The following is a 15843-nucleotide window of genomic DNA, read 5'->3' as shown; positions in this document are numbered from 1 at the left end:
TCTGACTTCATTGCGGCTGTTGTTGTTTGTTCATTTGTTATTGAGTTTAGGGCTGCATATCTTCGATCTCATTCAGGTTGAATGCGTACACTTGCTTCTCATCAACATGGTATACGTTCAGCAGCTGATTTGAGGCGTCATAATTGAGGATACGGCAGGGGAGATTCAATGTGATCCCTTTTCCTTTGTTAATCCGCAAACGTAATAAACGATTCTGTTCGATGTAGCTTCGGAGCTGATTCTCGACATCTTGAAGCCGGGCATCATTGGATTGCTGTTGGCTTGGCTCCGTATATTCGGCAGCTGCGGTGCGTGCTGGCTTGTTCATAGTTGCCATTGATTCTGGTGATTGTGCGGCCGCACCCCGCTTGTTATTTGTTCTCGGTGAGGAATTATCCACACGATGATCAGCAGCTGCGGAGCTTGAATGGGCTGCGCGAACTGCCGGCTTGCCAAACGGTGACTGCTTGATATTGCGATGCTGCATGGCTTCGGCAAGCTCCAACAAGGAACCGAGCTCATTACCGGATTGAACGCGTGCGTCCAGTACGTCGGGGTGTTGATGCAGCAATTGCAGCAAAGCTTCTAGCGCAGCCACGTTGGATTCGCCTTGTACAAGGATGTCAACATTGAACTTGAAGACGGATTGTTGAGATGAAGTAGGATAAAGCATTGTCAGTAATTCCTCCAACCTGGACATTTTGCCTAGATAAATACATTATAATACGGTATAAATTCCGACAAATATAGTTCTTTAGAACTAAATATCATTTTGCAGGCTCATACGCGCCAAAAAGATGGCGAATGCATAAGATGATACCATCCTGTAAGTCAGAAGGAGGCATTCAAAGTGATACGGTTGATACCCATGGAAATTGGTGAGAGAACCGTGCTAGGCGTTGAAGTGCTGCTGCCCAAAACGACACTTCTATCGATCTCAACCGATAAAGGCTATATTATGTGCGGTGCGCTTGATGTAGGGCTGCTCAATACGAAGCTGCATGATCGAGGGATCATCGCAGGACGCGCAGTCGGGGTACGGACACTGGAGCAGTTGCTTGAAGCTCCGCTTGAATCCATCACTCACGAAGCTGAGCGTCTCGGTATTACAGTTGGCATGAAGGGCAGCGATGCTTTGAACCTCATGTTCTAAGGCACTTCTAAATTCAGCTGTATGATCAATGCGCAGGGGACGCATAATATTGAAGTATTCCGATGTTTTATGTATCAAGCGTCATAGCTGATTTGAAGCAGCTTGCGTTACACTTATGACCTCTAGTCCTTATGGGACGCCGTGTTGCGATGATTCATTTCACGTGGACACGGGTACATATATATAGTAGGCCAGCAGAATAAAGTTGCAAGGAATCGATGAGAAATAGGGTAGAAAAGATTGGCAATCAACATTTGTACAAGAAAGACTTGAAAAATAGTTAATATTAATTTAGAATTATTCTTAATAAGAAATTGATATCAATTAGGAGGCGTTTTGATCATGGCAAATAACGAAAAACTTCAATCTCTGTTGAATCAGCAAGTAGCGAACTTGAACGTATTGTATGTGAAGCTTCATAACTACCATTGGTATGTAAAAGGTCCTCTGTTCTTCACGCTGCATGAGAAGTTCGAAGAGTTCTATAATGAAATCACAGCGAAAATGGATGATGTTGCGGAACGCCTGCTCACAATTGGGGGCAGACCATATGCTACTGTGAAGCAGTATTTGGAGCATACAACATTGCAAGAAGCGACAGGCAGCGAAACAGCAGAAGAAATGGTGAAGCAGCTTGTTAAAGACTTCAATCAATTGATTGCAGAATGCGGCGAAGCACAAGAAGCAGCGCAAGCTGCTGGGGACGAGCCTACAAATGACTTGTTCATCGGCATTCAATCTGACCTAGAGAAGCATGTATGGATGTTGAATGCATTCCTTGCATAAGGAATGGCGGATACAAATGTCGATACGTAAGTGAAAATCATATAAGCGCATCCTGAAAAGGGTGCGCTTTTTACTGAAATTATATATAAATTGGTAAAACGATGATGCTCTAGCTAATAGGGCGCTTTTCTATAGAAATAGGGGGCTGTTATGCAAGAGGTATAAAGAGAGAGGACAGGGCGCTGGTTGATTTATACAAATGATTGTTTTAAAATTATATTGAGAATCAATGATAATCATTTTATAATGATTATAATGTGATAAATCTTATAGCGTGGATAAAGATTACTTGTTCTTTCAGTATACATCTTTTCTACAAATCCATCAATCTGGAGGTTACAACACAATGTCAACTCAATTCGTCATTAATGGTTTGAAGGCGACCATTGAAGGTAAAGAGATTCTGAAAGGAATCAACCTTGAAATGAAGGGCGGCGAGGTACATGCTATCATGGGTCCTAATGGAACTGGTAAAAGTACACTCGCTTCTGCTTTGATGGGGCATCCAAAATATGAAGTAACAGAAGGTTCTGCTACATTGAACGGTGAAGATTTGCTTGAGATGGAAGTTGACGAGCGCGCTCGCGCAGGTCTGTTCCTTGCTATGCAATATCCAAGCGAGATCGCAGGTGTAACGAACTCTGACTTCTTGCGCAGTGCCATCAATGCACGCCGCGGCGAAGGCAACGAAATCTCCTTGATCAAGTTCATTCGCCAAATGGAAGGCAAAATGAAAGAGCTTGAGATGAACGAAGAGTTCGCTCATCGTTACTTGAACGAGGGCTTCTCCGGCGGGGAGAAGAAGCGCAACGAAATCTTGCAAATGATGATGCTCGATCCGAAAATCGTAGTATTGGACGAAATCGATTCCGGTCTGGATATCGACGCCTTGAAGATCGTTGCAAATGGTGTAAATGCGATGCGCAGCGAAGAGCGCGGATTCTTGGTTATTACGCACTATCAACGTTTGCTGAACTATGTGAAGCCTGATTTCGTACACGTTATGATGCAAGGCCGCATCGTGAAATCCGGCGGACCTGAACTGGCTGAGCGCCTTGAGGCAGAAGGCTACGACTGGGTGAAGGAAGAACTCGGCATTACAGACGAAACAGTTGGACAAGACGAGTAATTCATTCTAGCAAACGATTGACAGGAGGAGCGATAGACCGATGAGCACGAATACGACATTGCCAGTGAGCCGTGAAGCGGTCGCAGCGCTTTCGAGCCGCAAGAGTGAGCCGACATGGCTTGCTGAATTGCGCTTGCAGGCGTTGGATCAAGCAGCGGGACTGGATTATCCGATATTTGAGAAAACAAAAATTGAACGTTGGGACCTAAGTGCATATGGTGAACATGTAGATGGTCAATTGGCATCTACATTTGCTACTATTCCAGCAGAAGCTCGCAATATTCTAACAGGGGATGAGTCTTCCGAGCAGGTTGACAACGTGCTGGTTCAGCACAATTCCAGTGTTATTTATCGTCAGCTGCAAGCTGAATTGGCAGCGAAGGGTGTTATCTTCACAGACTTGGAGACGGCTGTTCGTGAGCACGAAGACTTGGTGAAGCCTCATTTGATGCAAGCTCTGAAGGCTGATGAGCATCAATTGGCAGCTGTACATGCTGCAGTATGGAATGGCGGCGTATTCTTGTACGTGCCTAAAAATGTAGAAGTGGATATTCCGCTTCAGGCTGTATTCTATACAGACAATGCAAAGGCTACATTTGCACCGCATGTGTTGATCGTGGCGGATGTGAACAGTCGCGTGAACTACGTAGACAACTACGTATCTGGATCTTCTTCTGATGCTTATGTCCATAATGGTGTAGTAGAAGTGTTTGTTAAATCCGGTGCGAAGGTAACTTATGCATCTGTCCATCATTTGGATGAGAAGGCTACGGATATCACGATTCGTCGCGCAATTGTTGAGAATGACGGCCGCATTGAGTGGATTGTTGGTGAAATGCACAACGGTAACGCTGCGTCCGAGACGAACTCGATCCTGAAGGGGAACGGTTCTACTTCCGATACAAAAGTAATATGCGTAGGAAATGGCGAGCAAAAGCTGAACATTACGACGAAAGCCGTACACTTCGGCAAGAGCTCTGACAGCCAAATGATTACGCGCGCGGTTATGCGTGAATCTGCTTCCTCGATCATCAACGGAATTACGAAGATCGAGAAGGGAGCAACAAAAGCGAACGGTGAGCAAACCGAGCGCGTGCTCATGCTGAGCCCGAAAGCTCGTGGTGACGCCAACCCAATCTTGCTTATCGATGAGGACGATGTAACAGCGGGTCATGCTGCTTCTGCTGGTCAAGTGAACCAGGAGCAAGTACATTACATGATGTCGCGCGGTATTGCTCGTGAAGAGGCGGAGAACTTGATTATCCGCGGTTTCTTGGCGCCAGTTGTAGCTGAGCTGCCAAGTGAGCACCTGCAGCAATTGCTGAAGCGTTACATCGAAAGGAAGCTGGGACAATGATTGGACGCGAGCTTCGTGAGCAATTTCCGATCCTAAATCAGGAAATTAATGGTCATCCGTTGGTGTATTTAGACAGTGCGGCAACTTCACAGAAGCCGAGGTCCGTAATTGATGCGATACAAGCGTATTATGAGAAGGACAACTCGAACGTACATCGCGGCGTCCATACGCTCGGTTCCCGAGCGACAGACGCTTACGAAGGTGCGCGGGAGAAAGTTGCCCGGTTCATTAATGCGGCACGCACGGAAGAGATTGTGTTTACACGCGGGACGACATCTGCGCTTAATCTCGTTGCATCGTCCTATGGACGCAGCGTATGCAGGGAAGGCGATGAAATCGTAATAACGCAAATGGAACATCACAGCAATTTCATTCCGTGGCAGCAGGTCGCGAAGGCGACAGGGGCTGCATTGAAATTTATCCCGATGCAGGAAGATGGCACACTCTTGCTGTCTGATGTGGAGCAGACGATTACAGATCGGACGAAGATTGTATCGATTGCTTATGCATCCAATGTACTCGGAATCGTGAATCCAGTGAAGCAGATCGCGGAGATTGCACATCGTCACGGTGCTGTAATCGTAGTTGACGGCGCACAGAGCACGCCGCATATGAGGATCGATGTTCAGGATCTGGATTGCGACTTCTACGCATTGTCAGGGCATAAAATGTGCGGACCGACTGGAATCGGGGCATTATATGGGAAGATGGCGCTGCTTGAGAAGATGGAACCAATCGAATTCGGTGGTGAAATGATCGATTTTGTCGAGTTATATGATTCGACATGGAAGGATGTCCCTGCTCGATTTGAGGCAGGAACACCGATCATTGCGGGGGCTGTTGGACTTGGCGCCGCGATTGATTTTCTGAACGAAGTAGGGCTGGACAATATTCATAAGCATGAAATGCAACTGGGCGCGTATGCGGTCGAGCGCTTGTCTGAGATTGAGGGACTCTCGATCTACGGCCCTCGCAGCGAACGGATTGGGCTGGTTACATTCAATTTGGATGATGTCCATCCTCATGATCTAGCTACTGTTCTGGATGCGAAGGGGATTGCGGTACGTGCCGGACATCACTGCTGCCAACCGCTTATGCGATGGCTTAAGGTAAGTGCTTCGGCGCGCGCAAGTTTCTACTTGTACAACACGGAAGCAGACATTGACCGGTTGGCGGAAGCCTTGCGGGAAACGAAGGAGTATTTCAGCGATGCAATTGGATGATCTGTATCGTCGAGTCATCATGGATCACTACAAGAAGCCACGGAACCGCGGCACGTTCGAGGATGACACGGTTACGGTTGACCTGAATAACCCGACTTGTGGAGATCGCATATCACTGCAGCTTAAGCTGAATGATGGCATTGTTGAGGATGCCCGATTCACAGGCGAAGGCTGCTCGATTAGCATGTCTAGTGCGTCAATGATGACAGAAGCGGTTAAAGGTAAGACGTTGGAGCAGGCACATGAATTGGCTGAGCGATTCTCTGCCCTGGTTAAAGGCGAGGACGCTGCGTTTGATGAATATGAAGATATCGAGGCTCTGTCCGGCGTGAACAAATTCCCGGCTCGCATCAAGTGTGCGACATTGGCTTGGAACGCGCTGCGCAAAGGGATCGAGAAGCCTGAATAGGCGATAAAGTGCGAGGTTCGCACGAAGGAGGTACAACAACAATGGCGAAGAAAATGCCTGAAATGGAAGAATACAAGTATGGCTTTCGCGATAATCACCAAGCAGTCTTCCAATCCGGTAAAGGGCTGACGCCGGAGATCGTTACCGAGATCTCCCGTATTAAGGGCGAGCCTGACTGGATGCTGGAATTCCGCTTGAAGTCGCTTGAGCAATTTAACAAAATGACAATGCCTCGTTGGGGCGGCGATTTGGATGAGCTGGACTTCAACGACATTCAATACTATGTGCGTCCTTCTGAGAAGCAAGGAAAGACATGGGAAGAAGTTCCGACTGAAATTAAAGAAACATTCGATAAGCTCGGTATTCCGGAAGCGGAACAGAAGTTCCTTGCCGGTGTATCTGCTCAGTATGAATCTGAGGTTGTCTATCACAGCATGCAGAAGGATCTCGAAGAGCAGGGCGTAATCTTTATGGATACGGACACAGCGCTTCGTGAGCATCCGGAGATTTTCCGTGAGCACTTCGCATCTGTTGTTCCTCCAGCGGACAACAAGTTCGCTGCATTGAACAGTGCAGTATGGTCGGGCGGAAGCTTCATCTATGTGCCTAAAGGCGTGAAGTGTGAAATTCCGTTGCAAGCTTACTTCCGTATCAACTCCGAGAACATGGGTCAGTTCGAGCGTACGCTGATTATCGCTGATGAAGACAGCTTCGTGCACTACGTTGAAGGCTGTACAGCGCCTATCTACAGCACGAATTCCCTTCACAGTGCGGTTGTTGAGATTATCGTGAAGAAAAATGCGCGTGTTCGTTATACTACAATCCAAAACTGGGCGCCAAACATCTACAACCTGGTTACAAAGCGTGCCGTTGCGGAAGAAAATGCGAACATGGAGTGGGTTGACGGGAACATCGGCTCCAAGCTGACTATGAAATACCCAGCTGTCATCTTGAAAGGCCGCGGGGCAAAAGGCTCTGTGTTGTCCATTGCGGTAGCAGGTAAAGGCCAGCATCAGGATGCGGGTGCGAAGATGATTCACTTGGCTCCAGATACAACGTCGACAATCATCTCGAAATCCATCTCGAAGCATGGCGGTAAGGTTTCGTATCGCGGCTTGACTTCGTTCGGTCGTGATTCTGATGGTGCAAAATCAAACGTAAAATGTGATACATTGATCTTGGATAACGAGTCTACGTCCGATACGATTCCATACAACGAGATTCGCAATGACAATATCCAACTGGAGCATGAAGCGACTGTATCCAAGGTATCCGAGGATCAGCTCTTCTATCTGATGAGCCGCGGCTTGTCTGAAGATGAAGCGACTCAAATGATCGTTATGGGCTTCATCGAGCCGTTCACGAAGGAGCTCCCGATGGAATATGCCGTTGAGATGAATAGATTGATCAAGTTCGAAATGGAAGGCTCTATCGGTTAATGACTGCTTCTGCAGTCTGCCAATCGGCCTAACCTTCATAAGATTGTAGTCAGATACGTGCTCATTTGTTTGCTGTACATGGTACAGCAGGCAAGAGCACGTATTTTTTTGTGTGCTGATAGGCCTTATTGCGTTTCATTCCTCATTGTCTGTTCCCGTTTTTGCTGCATCCGCATGGTACACCCCAAATATGGCATACTAATCCCTATGCTGATGTTCAACTTGCTTGCAGCGGGTTCGCATCTATGTATTTCACTACGCAACAGGAGGATTGGAAATGGTGGACCCTATCCAACAGGAGCGAAAGTTGCGGCACATTCGTCGCAAGCACAGATTCCGTATCATGATGTTATTAGGCGGTATGGTAGTATGTCTGCTTGCACCAGCCAATGCACATTCCATGTCCGTAGCATCACAAATCGACGCCCATCATGAGAGTGCGCCAGCTCGCAGAGATCGTGCCTATTATGAAGGGCGAGGAGATATCGTCTGGGAAGTGCCGTCTGCCGGCAAGCGGATTGCACTCACCTTTGATGATGGTCCTGATCCAACCCGCACTCCGGTTATCTTAGACCTGTTAAAGCAGTATAATGCCAAGGCTACCTTCTTCGTCGTAGGATGGAGGGTAAAGTCGCACCAAGAATTAGTGAAGCGCACAGTTCGTGAAGGACATGAAATTGCGAACCATACGTATCATCATAAATATTTTCGCAAGGGTGTAACGAAGGCCGAGATTGAAGAGGAAATTATGAAGGCGCATCGAGTGATTGAAGAGGTAACAGGTACGCCGCCTCAATTGTTCCGGCCACCTGGCGGGTATTATAATGAGCGGCTTGTAGAAATTGCACGGGAGAAGGGGTACCGCGTTATTTTATGGTCGTGGCATCAGGATACGAAGGATTGGCGTTCTCCAGGAGTAGATCGAATTGTCAATAAGGTGCTTGGACATGCAAGAAACGGTGACATCGTACTGATGCACGACTTAGTAGAAGGAAGCACACAAACCATTCAGGCGCTGAAGAAAATACTGCCCGAATTGAAGCGGCGGGGCTATTCATTTGTCACCGTTTCTGAATTAATGGCGCACCGTGTCAAGGCGAAGACTTCCTAAGTTCATGTGCCTATCAGGCTAGAAGGGTTCATACCCAGCGAGAAAAACGCCGTAAGTGTGCGCATCATCGAGCACACATCAGGCACACATCGGGCACACAGCAGGTTACATGCACACCTCTTCAATATGAAGATCGCGGCATTGTGTCAAATCAACGAAACGATTATCAATTTGCACGAGCGGCCGGAAAAATTCAGTCTGATGATTCATGATGATTGTTCCGGTTCGCCCGTCGCTTAGGCGTGCCTGCTTATGGATGAAGTTCGGCAGCATATGGCGAATGAAGGTATGAACAATGTGGGGATCAAGTCCGCTGTAGCTCATCGAATCAAGTTCTTTCAGAACCGTAAATAAATCCTGCTTGTCCCGATAAATTCGTGTAGACGTCATGGAGCTATACACATCAGCAACTGCGATGATACGTGCTGTCGGATGGATCTCCTGCTCAGCAGCACCATAAGGGTAACCGCTTCCATCTAAGCGTTCATGATGCTGGAGGGCCGCCATCGCGAGCCAATTGTCGCTATAGGAGGAACGGATGATTTCATAGCCGATCACAGTATGCGACTTCATCTCTTCGAACTCCGAGCTCGTCAGCTGTCCAGGCTTGAGTAGGATCGACTTGTGAATGCGACTCTTGCCGATGTCATGCAGAAATCCTGCCTTGCATATGCGCTCCGCATCCTCTTCTCCGTAATGCATCCACTTGGCCAAATAGTAAGACAGCATGCCGACCTGTACGGAATGCTGGTACGTATAATTATCCTTCGAGTCCAGCAGAAGCAAGAGGGATACAACATCACGCTGCTTCTCCATCTGTTGAATAAGCGGTGTGATGGACGATTGTACAAGCTCATCCTGCAGAAATCCGTGCTGGATAACATCCTGAAAGATGCTCTCCACATTTCGAGTTGCCTCCATGTAGCCTTTCTGCATTTCCTTATGAACGATATGATTTGAACTTGGCGGCACATTGATCTGGGATGGGGATACAGCCTCTTCATCGGTGAGTGGTCTTGCTTCGATGTCTACCATATCCATGTGATGGCGAATAAGTAGGGCGATGTCCCTATGCTTCATAACGGTTCCAGCAGACAGAACCAACAGCCCTCTATCATTGAAAATATCCTTCGTGAGAGTGTCCCCTTCGTGAATTTGCGTGACATGAATCCGCACCAAATGTCTCACCCTTCTAGTCATTTTGTACTACATGTATCATTTATCATATCAAAGCCAGTCACAAGATAACAGTAACATTTTCCAGGAAAATGTGAAGAATTGGTGCTGAAATGTTCCCTCTGCTCGTATACAAAGAACAAGATACTTTGTCCGAACGTGAAATGCTCGCAATCATTCAAATCATCATGCTGAGTATTTCTACGTATGGGGAAATGAGGGATTTAGCCATGTTCTATGTCATTGTTGCAATTGTACTGGGCATCGTGGAGGGACTGACAGAATTCATACCTGTCTCATCAACAGGTCATATGATATTGACGACGAAGCTGATGGGGATTGAGGAGCAGGCCAACTGGCTCAAGACATTCGAAATTGTCATTCAATTGGGGGCGACCTTAGCCATGACGGTTGTGTATTGGGATCGCATATTGGAGATGCTGGGATTGCGCAAGCGAACCGTACAGCAAGGTCATGTCATCTGTCCTCGTCTGAATCTGCTTCATGTCATTATTGGAATAGCGCCTGCATTAGCGGTGGCCTATATAGCGAAAGACCATATTAAGCAATTATTTGACAGCACGGAAGCGGTGTTATGGGCGCTTGTAGTCGGCGGTGCATTTATGTGGTTCGCAGAATGGTATGGGTCTCGCAGACAACCCTCGGCGAACACGATCGATGAAATTAGTTATAAGCAGGCCTTTTCAATAGGACTCTTTCAAATATTGTCTGTGCTGTGGCCAGGGTTTTCCCGATCAGGCTCTACCATGTCAGGTGGTATGTTGAGCGGTGTCAGCTACCGGGCATCTGCTGATTTTTCCTTTCTTATTGCGATTCCCATTATGTGTGCGGCAAGCGGCTATGAACTGCTCCAAAATTATAAGATGTTTACACTCGATATTTTCGCTTTTTTTGTACTTGGTTTCTTAGTATCCTTTGTTGTAGCCTATGTGATTGTTGTTGCCTTCCTCAAGCATATTCAGCGGATTAAGCTTCGTCACTTTGCGATATATCGCTTTGTTCTCGCAGCATTATTCTGGTACTTCATGATGTAGCAGATATTAGATATTGAACATTCATGAATATCTCTGTGTGAAGTTCTGAGTATTTCTGATAGGATCATTTCGAGGCATTTAGAATGCCAGTAAATTTCAGAAGTATGCAACAGTTGTGTGCTTTTATTCATCCAATTTACTTGGAAGGTGGAGAAGGGAGGGAGTGAAATCTGCCATATTTTCTACGTAAACAAAGGAATGTACGGTAGTGACTCGCTAGTCTAGCGAGAATTTGATATGATTAATTCGATGCATTTTAAGTGAATGTAAATATCATAACTTCAGGGGTTGACTCTGCTTGCGATGGGTACCTATACAAGCGTGCCGAGCTGGCATGCGATTAGCAAAACAAATATATAATGAAGAAGGTCTAGTGCTGCTCAAGGAGCAAGTAGAGCTTAATACCGCGTATATTCAGCGCTTGGAAGCGATGGGCGTATCATACGTATATGTAGAAGATGATCGGACAGAAGGTATTCATGCGCCGGATGTGTTGAGCGATGAGACACGAAGGCTGGCTAATATGACGATTCGCAAGCAATTCAAGCAATTGATTGATGAAGCCATGACACGGAAGCGTGCTGCCTCGAATTCTACATTGAATCGCGAGTTTTTCGATGTATTGGATGCCATCATTGGCGATTTGTATGGCAACCATAAGGCGATGGTAATGCTGAATGATATGCAGACAACTGATCATTATTTGTTTCGACATTCCCTTAATGTGTGTGTATATACGACCCTGCTAGGACTTCATCACGGATATCCCCGCAATGAACTGCGGACATTGAGCATGGGGGCGCTCCTTCATGACATTGGCAAGACGCAGATTAATCTCGAAGTATTGAACAAGCCAGGTTCGTTGTCTGATGCTGAATTTGCACATATGAAGCAGCATGCGGAGATAGGATACCGCATGTTGAAGGATGAGCCGAACATTCCGCTTCTGGCAGCGCACTGTGCTTATCAGCACCATGAGCGGTTGAACGGTTCTGGCTATCCGCGCGGCATTAAGTCGCCGGATATTCATGAATATGCGAAGTGGATTGGGATTACGGATTCATATGATGCGATGACAACCCATCGTGTATACCGTAAGGCAATGCTTCCACATGAAGCACTTGAAATTTTGTATACCGGATCAGGGACACAATACGAGCAAGGTATGCTGGAATTGTTCAGAGACCGTATGGCTGTCTATCCGATAGGAATGTCCATTCATTTGAATACAGGCGAGACATGCGTTGTTGCCCGCATTCATGCTGAGTGTCCACAACGACCAGTTGTAAGAGTACTGTACGACGCTGATGGCAATCCATTGAAGACCCCTCATGAGATCGATCTATCCAAGAAACTCCACGTTATGATCGTGGGCTATCACGCAGCTGATTAATGAGCGCGTAGGCAACAAACAACGAAGCAAGTAAGCTCAGCACTTATTCATTATTATCATATACCCTTTATTCAGTCTACAAGTGAGCAGGGGGTTCAACACGTGAGGGAAACAGCCAGAACAGGTTGGTTGTGGCACTGGGGAAAGTGGATGTATCGTTGGCGTCATGGGGTATTGATCATATGGACGCTTCTATTTGCAATGGCTTCGATATTGGCTATACAAGTGCCTTCCATGCTTAAGGATAATGGGTTTACGCCGACAGGAAGCGAATCTTATGTAGGATATGAGCTGCTGCGTGATGGGCTTGGTCTCTCTTCTACGACGATGGACATTGTCTATGAGAGCAGCGACGGCAGGTCGCTATTGACGAAAGAATCGATACAGCAGATTGAACGTTCCCTTACTGAATTGAAGCAGAATTCATCCGTCGGTGACGTTCAGCTGCGGACTCAGGATAGAACGGGAGTGCGTAGCGATGTAGTTGCTGCACATGTCCGTCTTAATATGGATACGGATGAAGCGCTGGATCGATATACCGATCTGCGTAAGCTTATTTCCGACATCCCGTTCGCGAAGGCCTATGTGACTGGTGCGACACCGGTCTACTATGATATTCAGACTGCGAGCAAGAACGATATTGTGAAGTCGGAACTAATCGGATTGCCAATCGCGCTGATCGTCTTATTGTTCGTCTTCGGAACATGGCTTGCGGGATTCCTTCCGCTCATTATCGGGCTGTTCAGTGTGACAACTACGCTCGGGATTATTTATGGAATTGCTCAGCTAACAGATACGTTAAGCAATTTTTTGCCGAATATGGTGTCCATGTTGGGACTAGCTGTTGGCATTGATTATGCGCTCTTCATTGTAAGCAGGTTCCGAGAGGAACTTGCCAAGCAATCTTCTGTTGAGCAGGCTGTCGCCATGACGGCGCAGACCGCGGGCCAGTCAATTTTATTTTCTGGTGTTGCGGTGCTGATCGGCTTAATTGCTATGCTGTTTATTGATTTATCCTTGTTCCGCTCGTTGTGCATTGGTGGAGTTATCGTCGTCATGATGTCAGTTATAGCGGGGAACACGCTTCTTCTGTCACTATTAAGTGTACTCGGCGATAAGGTGAACAAGTTCCCTATCATTCCTGCCCGGTGGAGAAGTGCGGAGAAGACGAGTGGCAGTGAACTATGGAGCCGTATTGCGCATGGTGTGATGAAGCATCCCGTAGGGATCGTTCTGCTGCTCACAACTGCATTGGCTGCTTGTGCATGGCCGATAGGCAGCATGAAGATTGGGATACCGGATGCAGAGATGCTGCCGCCGAAGTACGAATCGCGCTACGGTGCAGAATTGATGAGAGAAGCTTATGATGAGCAGGCGTTGAATCCAATTCAAATCGTTGTGGAGACGGACAAGCCCTATTCTTCTATCGAGACGATACAAGCGATTCAAGGGCTAGCATCCCGTATTCAACTTATAGAGGGTGTACAGCGTGCTGATAGCTATGTGGATGCATTAGCTCAGTTGAATATTACAGGAGCTGAAGCGCAGGCAGCGGCGTTGTCCCGCCCAGAAGTTCGCACACAGATGGAGGCGAAGCTGCCGCTTCGTGACAAGATGCTTGTGGTGCAAGTGATTCTGAGGCCTGACATGAAGGGTGATGCTGCGTTCAAGGTAGTGGACGAGCTGCGTCAGATAGATTCAGGTTCGGGATTGAGCAGGAAGTATGTAACCGGAGGGCCAGCGGTTCAGCATGATATCATTGAACGCATCACGGCTGCGCTTCCGTATGTGATTGCGTTTATTCTTATCGTGACCTATATCGTGCTCTTCCTCGCATTCCGCTCGGTTCTTCTGCCGCTGAAGGCGGTCATCATGAACATGCTGAGCCTTGGCGCAAGTCTTGGCATTGTCGTCCTTGTCTTCCAGCATGGCTATTTAGCTGAACTATTGCATGTAACGTCTACAGGAATGGTGGTGGCGATGCTTCCTGTCATCATTTTTTGTGTCGTGTTCGGCATATCTATGGATTATGAGGTGTTCTTGCTGTCACGGATTGCGGAAGAGTATGATCGAACGAAGGACAATGAGCACAGCACCGCTCAAGGGCTAATGAAGACAGGCAGTATTATTACAAGTGCTGCTTTCATCTTGATTGTTGTTGTTGGTGCGTTTATTTTCACCGATAACGAGATGATGAAGGCTATCGGGCTTGGGCTTGCAGTATCTGTATTTTTGGATGCAACACTCATACGTGTTCTGCTCGTTCCCGCATTTATGAAGCTGATGGGGCATGCCAATTGGTGGGTCCCAAGCATGTTTCGACGCAAGGAACGGCGAAGTATGCTATAAATAAGTAAGCAATTATTTTCTGCAATAAAGATTGTAAGCAGGCAACTAGAAAGTTAGGTGGAATGAATCATGAATCAATTGCAAGCGGAGAAGGCAGCGAATACGGAGCAAAGAGGAACAGTAGGTCTTAAGACAATTAGTCCAGCCTACGATCCATGGGATCCGATTCGTTCTTTGCAGCAATATGGCCGTCATCTATTGACGAGTGTGGAAATGACTGTGGCCCAGGCATGCAATATGCGCTGCGAGCATTGCGCGGTAGGACACACACTCGTCGCAAATGAGCCTCCCAAGCTGCCGCTTGATCTAATGCTTCAACGTCTTGAAGAGGTTGAGCACTTGGAGACGATAAGCATTACCGGCGGTGAGCCGATGTTCCACGAGAAGACGGTCAAGGAGTATATCGTTCCTCTGTTAAAATACGCACGTGAGCGCGGGGTACGTTCCCAGATCAACTCGAACTTGACGATGGACATGCGCAGATACGAGATGGTTGCTCCCTATTTGGATGTCATGCATATTTCATTCAACTACACATGTATGGAGGACTTCCATGCAGTCGGCTTTACGCACAGCAGCCACGAAGTCAAATCTGGAGCCGCAGGTCGACTGTATGAGCGCATGATCGAGAATACACGCAAGCTGAGTGAGGCAGGCATGTATATTTCCGCGGAATCGATGGTCAACTATCGGACGCATGACAAGTTAAGCGAAATTCATCAGATCATCGATGAAATGGGATGCAAGCGACATGAGGTTCACCCGATGTACCCGAGCTCCTTCGCGGAGAACTTGCCGGTGCTTCCAATCGAACAATTGCGTACCTCTATTCATCGGTTGCTGGATACTCGCAATAAGGACATGTGGATGTTGTTCGGCACGCTGCCGTTCTTCTCCTGTAATTCGAATGAGGAGGATCAAGCGCTGCTCCGCCGCCTCCATAGGGAACCAATGGTGACTGTGCGCAACGATCCGGATGGCCGCAATCGATTGAATGTCAACTTGTTTAGCGGGGATATCTATGTTACGGACTTTGCAGATATTCCAGCGTTCGGCAGCATCTACTCAGGCAAGCTTGACGATACATTCAATGCTTGGCTGAATGAACATCCGCTCTCCAGAACGGTGGATTGCCATTGTCCGCAAGCATCCTGCTGCGGGCCGAACTTGCTCGTTGCGGATATGTACTATCGAGGTGTTAATTTCAAAGAACGGACAGCGGTGATGTCTTAGTTCATCCATAAGGAAGCGGGTGGGTTCATT

At 47.3% G+C, this 15843-nt stretch carries 14 protein-coding genes; 12 read left to right on the top strand and 2 right to left on the bottom strand.

Features of this window, described 5'->3' with window-relative positions:
* Positions 1-46: 46 nt before the first annotated feature.
* Positions 47-673 (bottom strand): hypothetical protein, encoded by a 627-nt coding sequence (locus tag ABN764_RS28135; RefSeq protein WP_174808199.1) that lies wholly within the window; start codon positions 671-673, stop codon positions 47-49.
* Between the two features lie 177 nt (positions 674-850).
* Between ABN764_RS28135 and ABN764_RS28130 the strand changes: the two genes are divergently transcribed.
* The 8 genes from ABN764_RS28130 to ABN764_RS28095 all read left to right on the top strand — a co-directional run bounded on the left by ABN764_RS28130 (position 851) and on the right by ABN764_RS28095 (position 8607).
* The gene (locus ABN764_RS28130; RefSeq protein WP_021254153.1) at positions 851-1153 is read left to right on the top strand and encodes a YunC family protein; all 303 of its coding nucleotides are present in this window, start codon (positions 851-853) and stop codon (positions 1151-1153) included.
* A 342-nt stretch (positions 1154-1495) separates the two neighbouring features.
* Positions 1496-1939, top strand: coding sequence for a Dps family protein (locus tag ABN764_RS28125; protein ID WP_021259033.1), 444 nt, complete (start codon positions 1496-1498; stop codon positions 1937-1939).
* Between the two features lie 346 nt (positions 1940-2285).
* The gene (gene sufC, locus ABN764_RS28120; RefSeq protein WP_021254151.1) at positions 2286-3068 is read left to right on the top strand and encodes a Fe-S cluster assembly ATPase SufC; all 783 of its coding nucleotides are present in this window, start codon (positions 2286-2288) and stop codon (positions 3066-3068) included.
* A gap of 40 nt (positions 3069-3108) precedes the next feature.
* Complete coding sequence (gene sufD / locus ABN764_RS28115) at positions 3109-4425, top strand: Fe-S cluster assembly protein SufD (RefSeq protein WP_446673762.1); 1317 nt, start codon at positions 3109-3111, stop codon at positions 4423-4425.
* Complete coding sequence (locus ABN764_RS28110; protein ID WP_315743459.1) at positions 4422-5648, top strand: cysteine desulfurase; 1227 nt, start codon at positions 4422-4424, stop codon at positions 5646-5648. The genes sufD and ABN764_RS28110 overlap by 4 nt, the downstream gene beginning before the upstream one ends.
* Positions 5635-6057, top strand: coding sequence for a Fe-S cluster assembly sulfur transfer protein SufU (gene sufU, locus ABN764_RS28105; RefSeq protein WP_065292100.1), 423 nt, complete (start codon positions 5635-5637; stop codon positions 6055-6057). The genes ABN764_RS28110 and sufU overlap by 14 nt, the downstream gene beginning before the upstream one ends.
* A 41-nt stretch (positions 6058-6098) precedes the next feature.
* Positions 6099-7496 (top strand): Fe-S cluster assembly protein SufB, encoded by a 1398-nt coding sequence (sufB, locus tag ABN764_RS28100; protein ID WP_021252192.1) that lies wholly within the window; start codon positions 6099-6101, stop codon positions 7494-7496.
* Between the two features lie 400 nt (positions 7497-7896).
* A complete protein-coding gene (locus ABN764_RS28095; RefSeq protein WP_051249834.1) occupies positions 7897-8607 on the top strand; it encodes a polysaccharide deacetylase family protein in 711 nt (236 codons plus the stop codon).
* 105 nt (positions 8608-8712) lie between these two features.
* Here ABN764_RS28095 and ABN764_RS28090 read toward each other — a convergent pair whose 3' ends face one another.
* Entirely contained in the window at positions 8713-9783 is a 1071-nt protein-coding gene (locus tag ABN764_RS28090) for an HD-GYP domain-containing protein (protein WP_446673783.1), read from the bottom strand.
* Positions 9784-10013: 230 nt separating this feature from the next.
* Between ABN764_RS28090 and ABN764_RS28085 the strand changes: the two genes are divergently transcribed.
* The 4 genes from ABN764_RS28085 to yfkAB all read left to right on the top strand — a co-directional run bounded on the left by ABN764_RS28085 (position 10014) and on the right by yfkAB (position 15813).
* Positions 10014-10838: an undecaprenyl-diphosphate phosphatase gene (locus ABN764_RS28085; RefSeq protein WP_315743466.1), complete on the top strand. Its 825-nt coding sequence runs from the start codon at positions 10014-10016 to the stop codon at positions 10836-10838.
* Positions 10839-11136: 298 nt separating this feature from the next.
* Complete coding sequence (locus tag ABN764_RS28080; RefSeq protein ID WP_072731501.1) at positions 11137-12231, top strand: HD-GYP domain-containing protein; 1095 nt, start codon at positions 11137-11139, stop codon at positions 12229-12231.
* 102 nt (positions 12232-12333) lie between these two features.
* Complete coding sequence (locus tag ABN764_RS28075; RefSeq protein ID WP_446673761.1) at positions 12334-14580, top strand: MMPL family transporter; 2247 nt, start codon at positions 12334-12336, stop codon at positions 14578-14580.
* 69 nt (positions 14581-14649) lie between these two features.
* Positions 14650-15813, top strand: a complete 1164-nt coding sequence (gene yfkAB / locus ABN764_RS28070) for a radical SAM/CxCxxxxC motif protein YfkAB (RefSeq protein WP_021252186.1) — start codon at positions 14650-14652, stop codon at positions 15811-15813.
* Positions 15814-15843 lie beyond the last annotated feature (30 nt).

The organism is Paenibacillus wuxiensis, assembly GCF_040195695.1.
GTDB classification, from domain to species: Bacteria; Bacillota; Bacilli; order Paenibacillales; family Paenibacillaceae; genus Paenibacillus_B; species Paenibacillus_B suaedae.
Note: the sequence above shows the minus strand (reverse complement) of the source record. Positions and strands in the feature narration are given on the sequence as shown.

Excerpts from the sequence above, each read along its gene's own strand:
- sufD (WP_446673762.1), top strand. The coding sequence starts at position 3,109 with ATGAGCACGAATACGACATTGCCAGTGAGCCGTGAAGCGGTCGCAGCG.
- ABN764_RS28110 (WP_315743459.1), top strand. The coding sequence starts at position 4,422 with ATGATTGGACGCGAGCTTCGTGAGCAATTTCCGATCCTAAATCAGGAA.
- yfkAB (WP_021252186.1), top strand. The coding sequence starts at position 14,650 with ATGAATCAATTGCAAGCGGAGAAGGCAGCGAATACGGAGCAAAGAGGA.
- sufB (WP_021252192.1), top strand. The coding sequence starts at position 6,099 with ATGGCGAAGAAAATGCCTGAAATGGAAGAATACAAGTATGGCTTTCGC.
- sufC (WP_021254151.1), top strand. The coding sequence starts at position 2,286 with ATGTCAACTCAATTCGTCATTAATGGTTTGAAGGCGACCATTGAAGGT.
- ABN764_RS28125 (WP_021259033.1), top strand. The coding sequence starts at position 1,496 with ATGGCAAATAACGAAAAACTTCAATCTCTGTTGAATCAGCAAGTAGCG.
- ABN764_RS28135 (WP_174808199.1), bottom strand. The coding sequence starts at position 673 with ATGCTTTATCCTACTTCATCTCAACAATCCGTCTTCAAGTTCAATGTT.
- ABN764_RS28095 (WP_051249834.1), top strand. The coding sequence starts at position 7,897 with ATGTCCGTAGCATCACAAATCGACGCCCATCATGAGAGTGCGCCAGCT.
- sufU (WP_065292100.1), top strand. The coding sequence starts at position 5,635 with ATGCAATTGGATGATCTGTATCGTCGAGTCATCATGGATCACTACAAG.
- ABN764_RS28085 (WP_315743466.1), top strand. The coding sequence starts at position 10,014 with ATGTTCTATGTCATTGTTGCAATTGTACTGGGCATCGTGGAGGGACTG.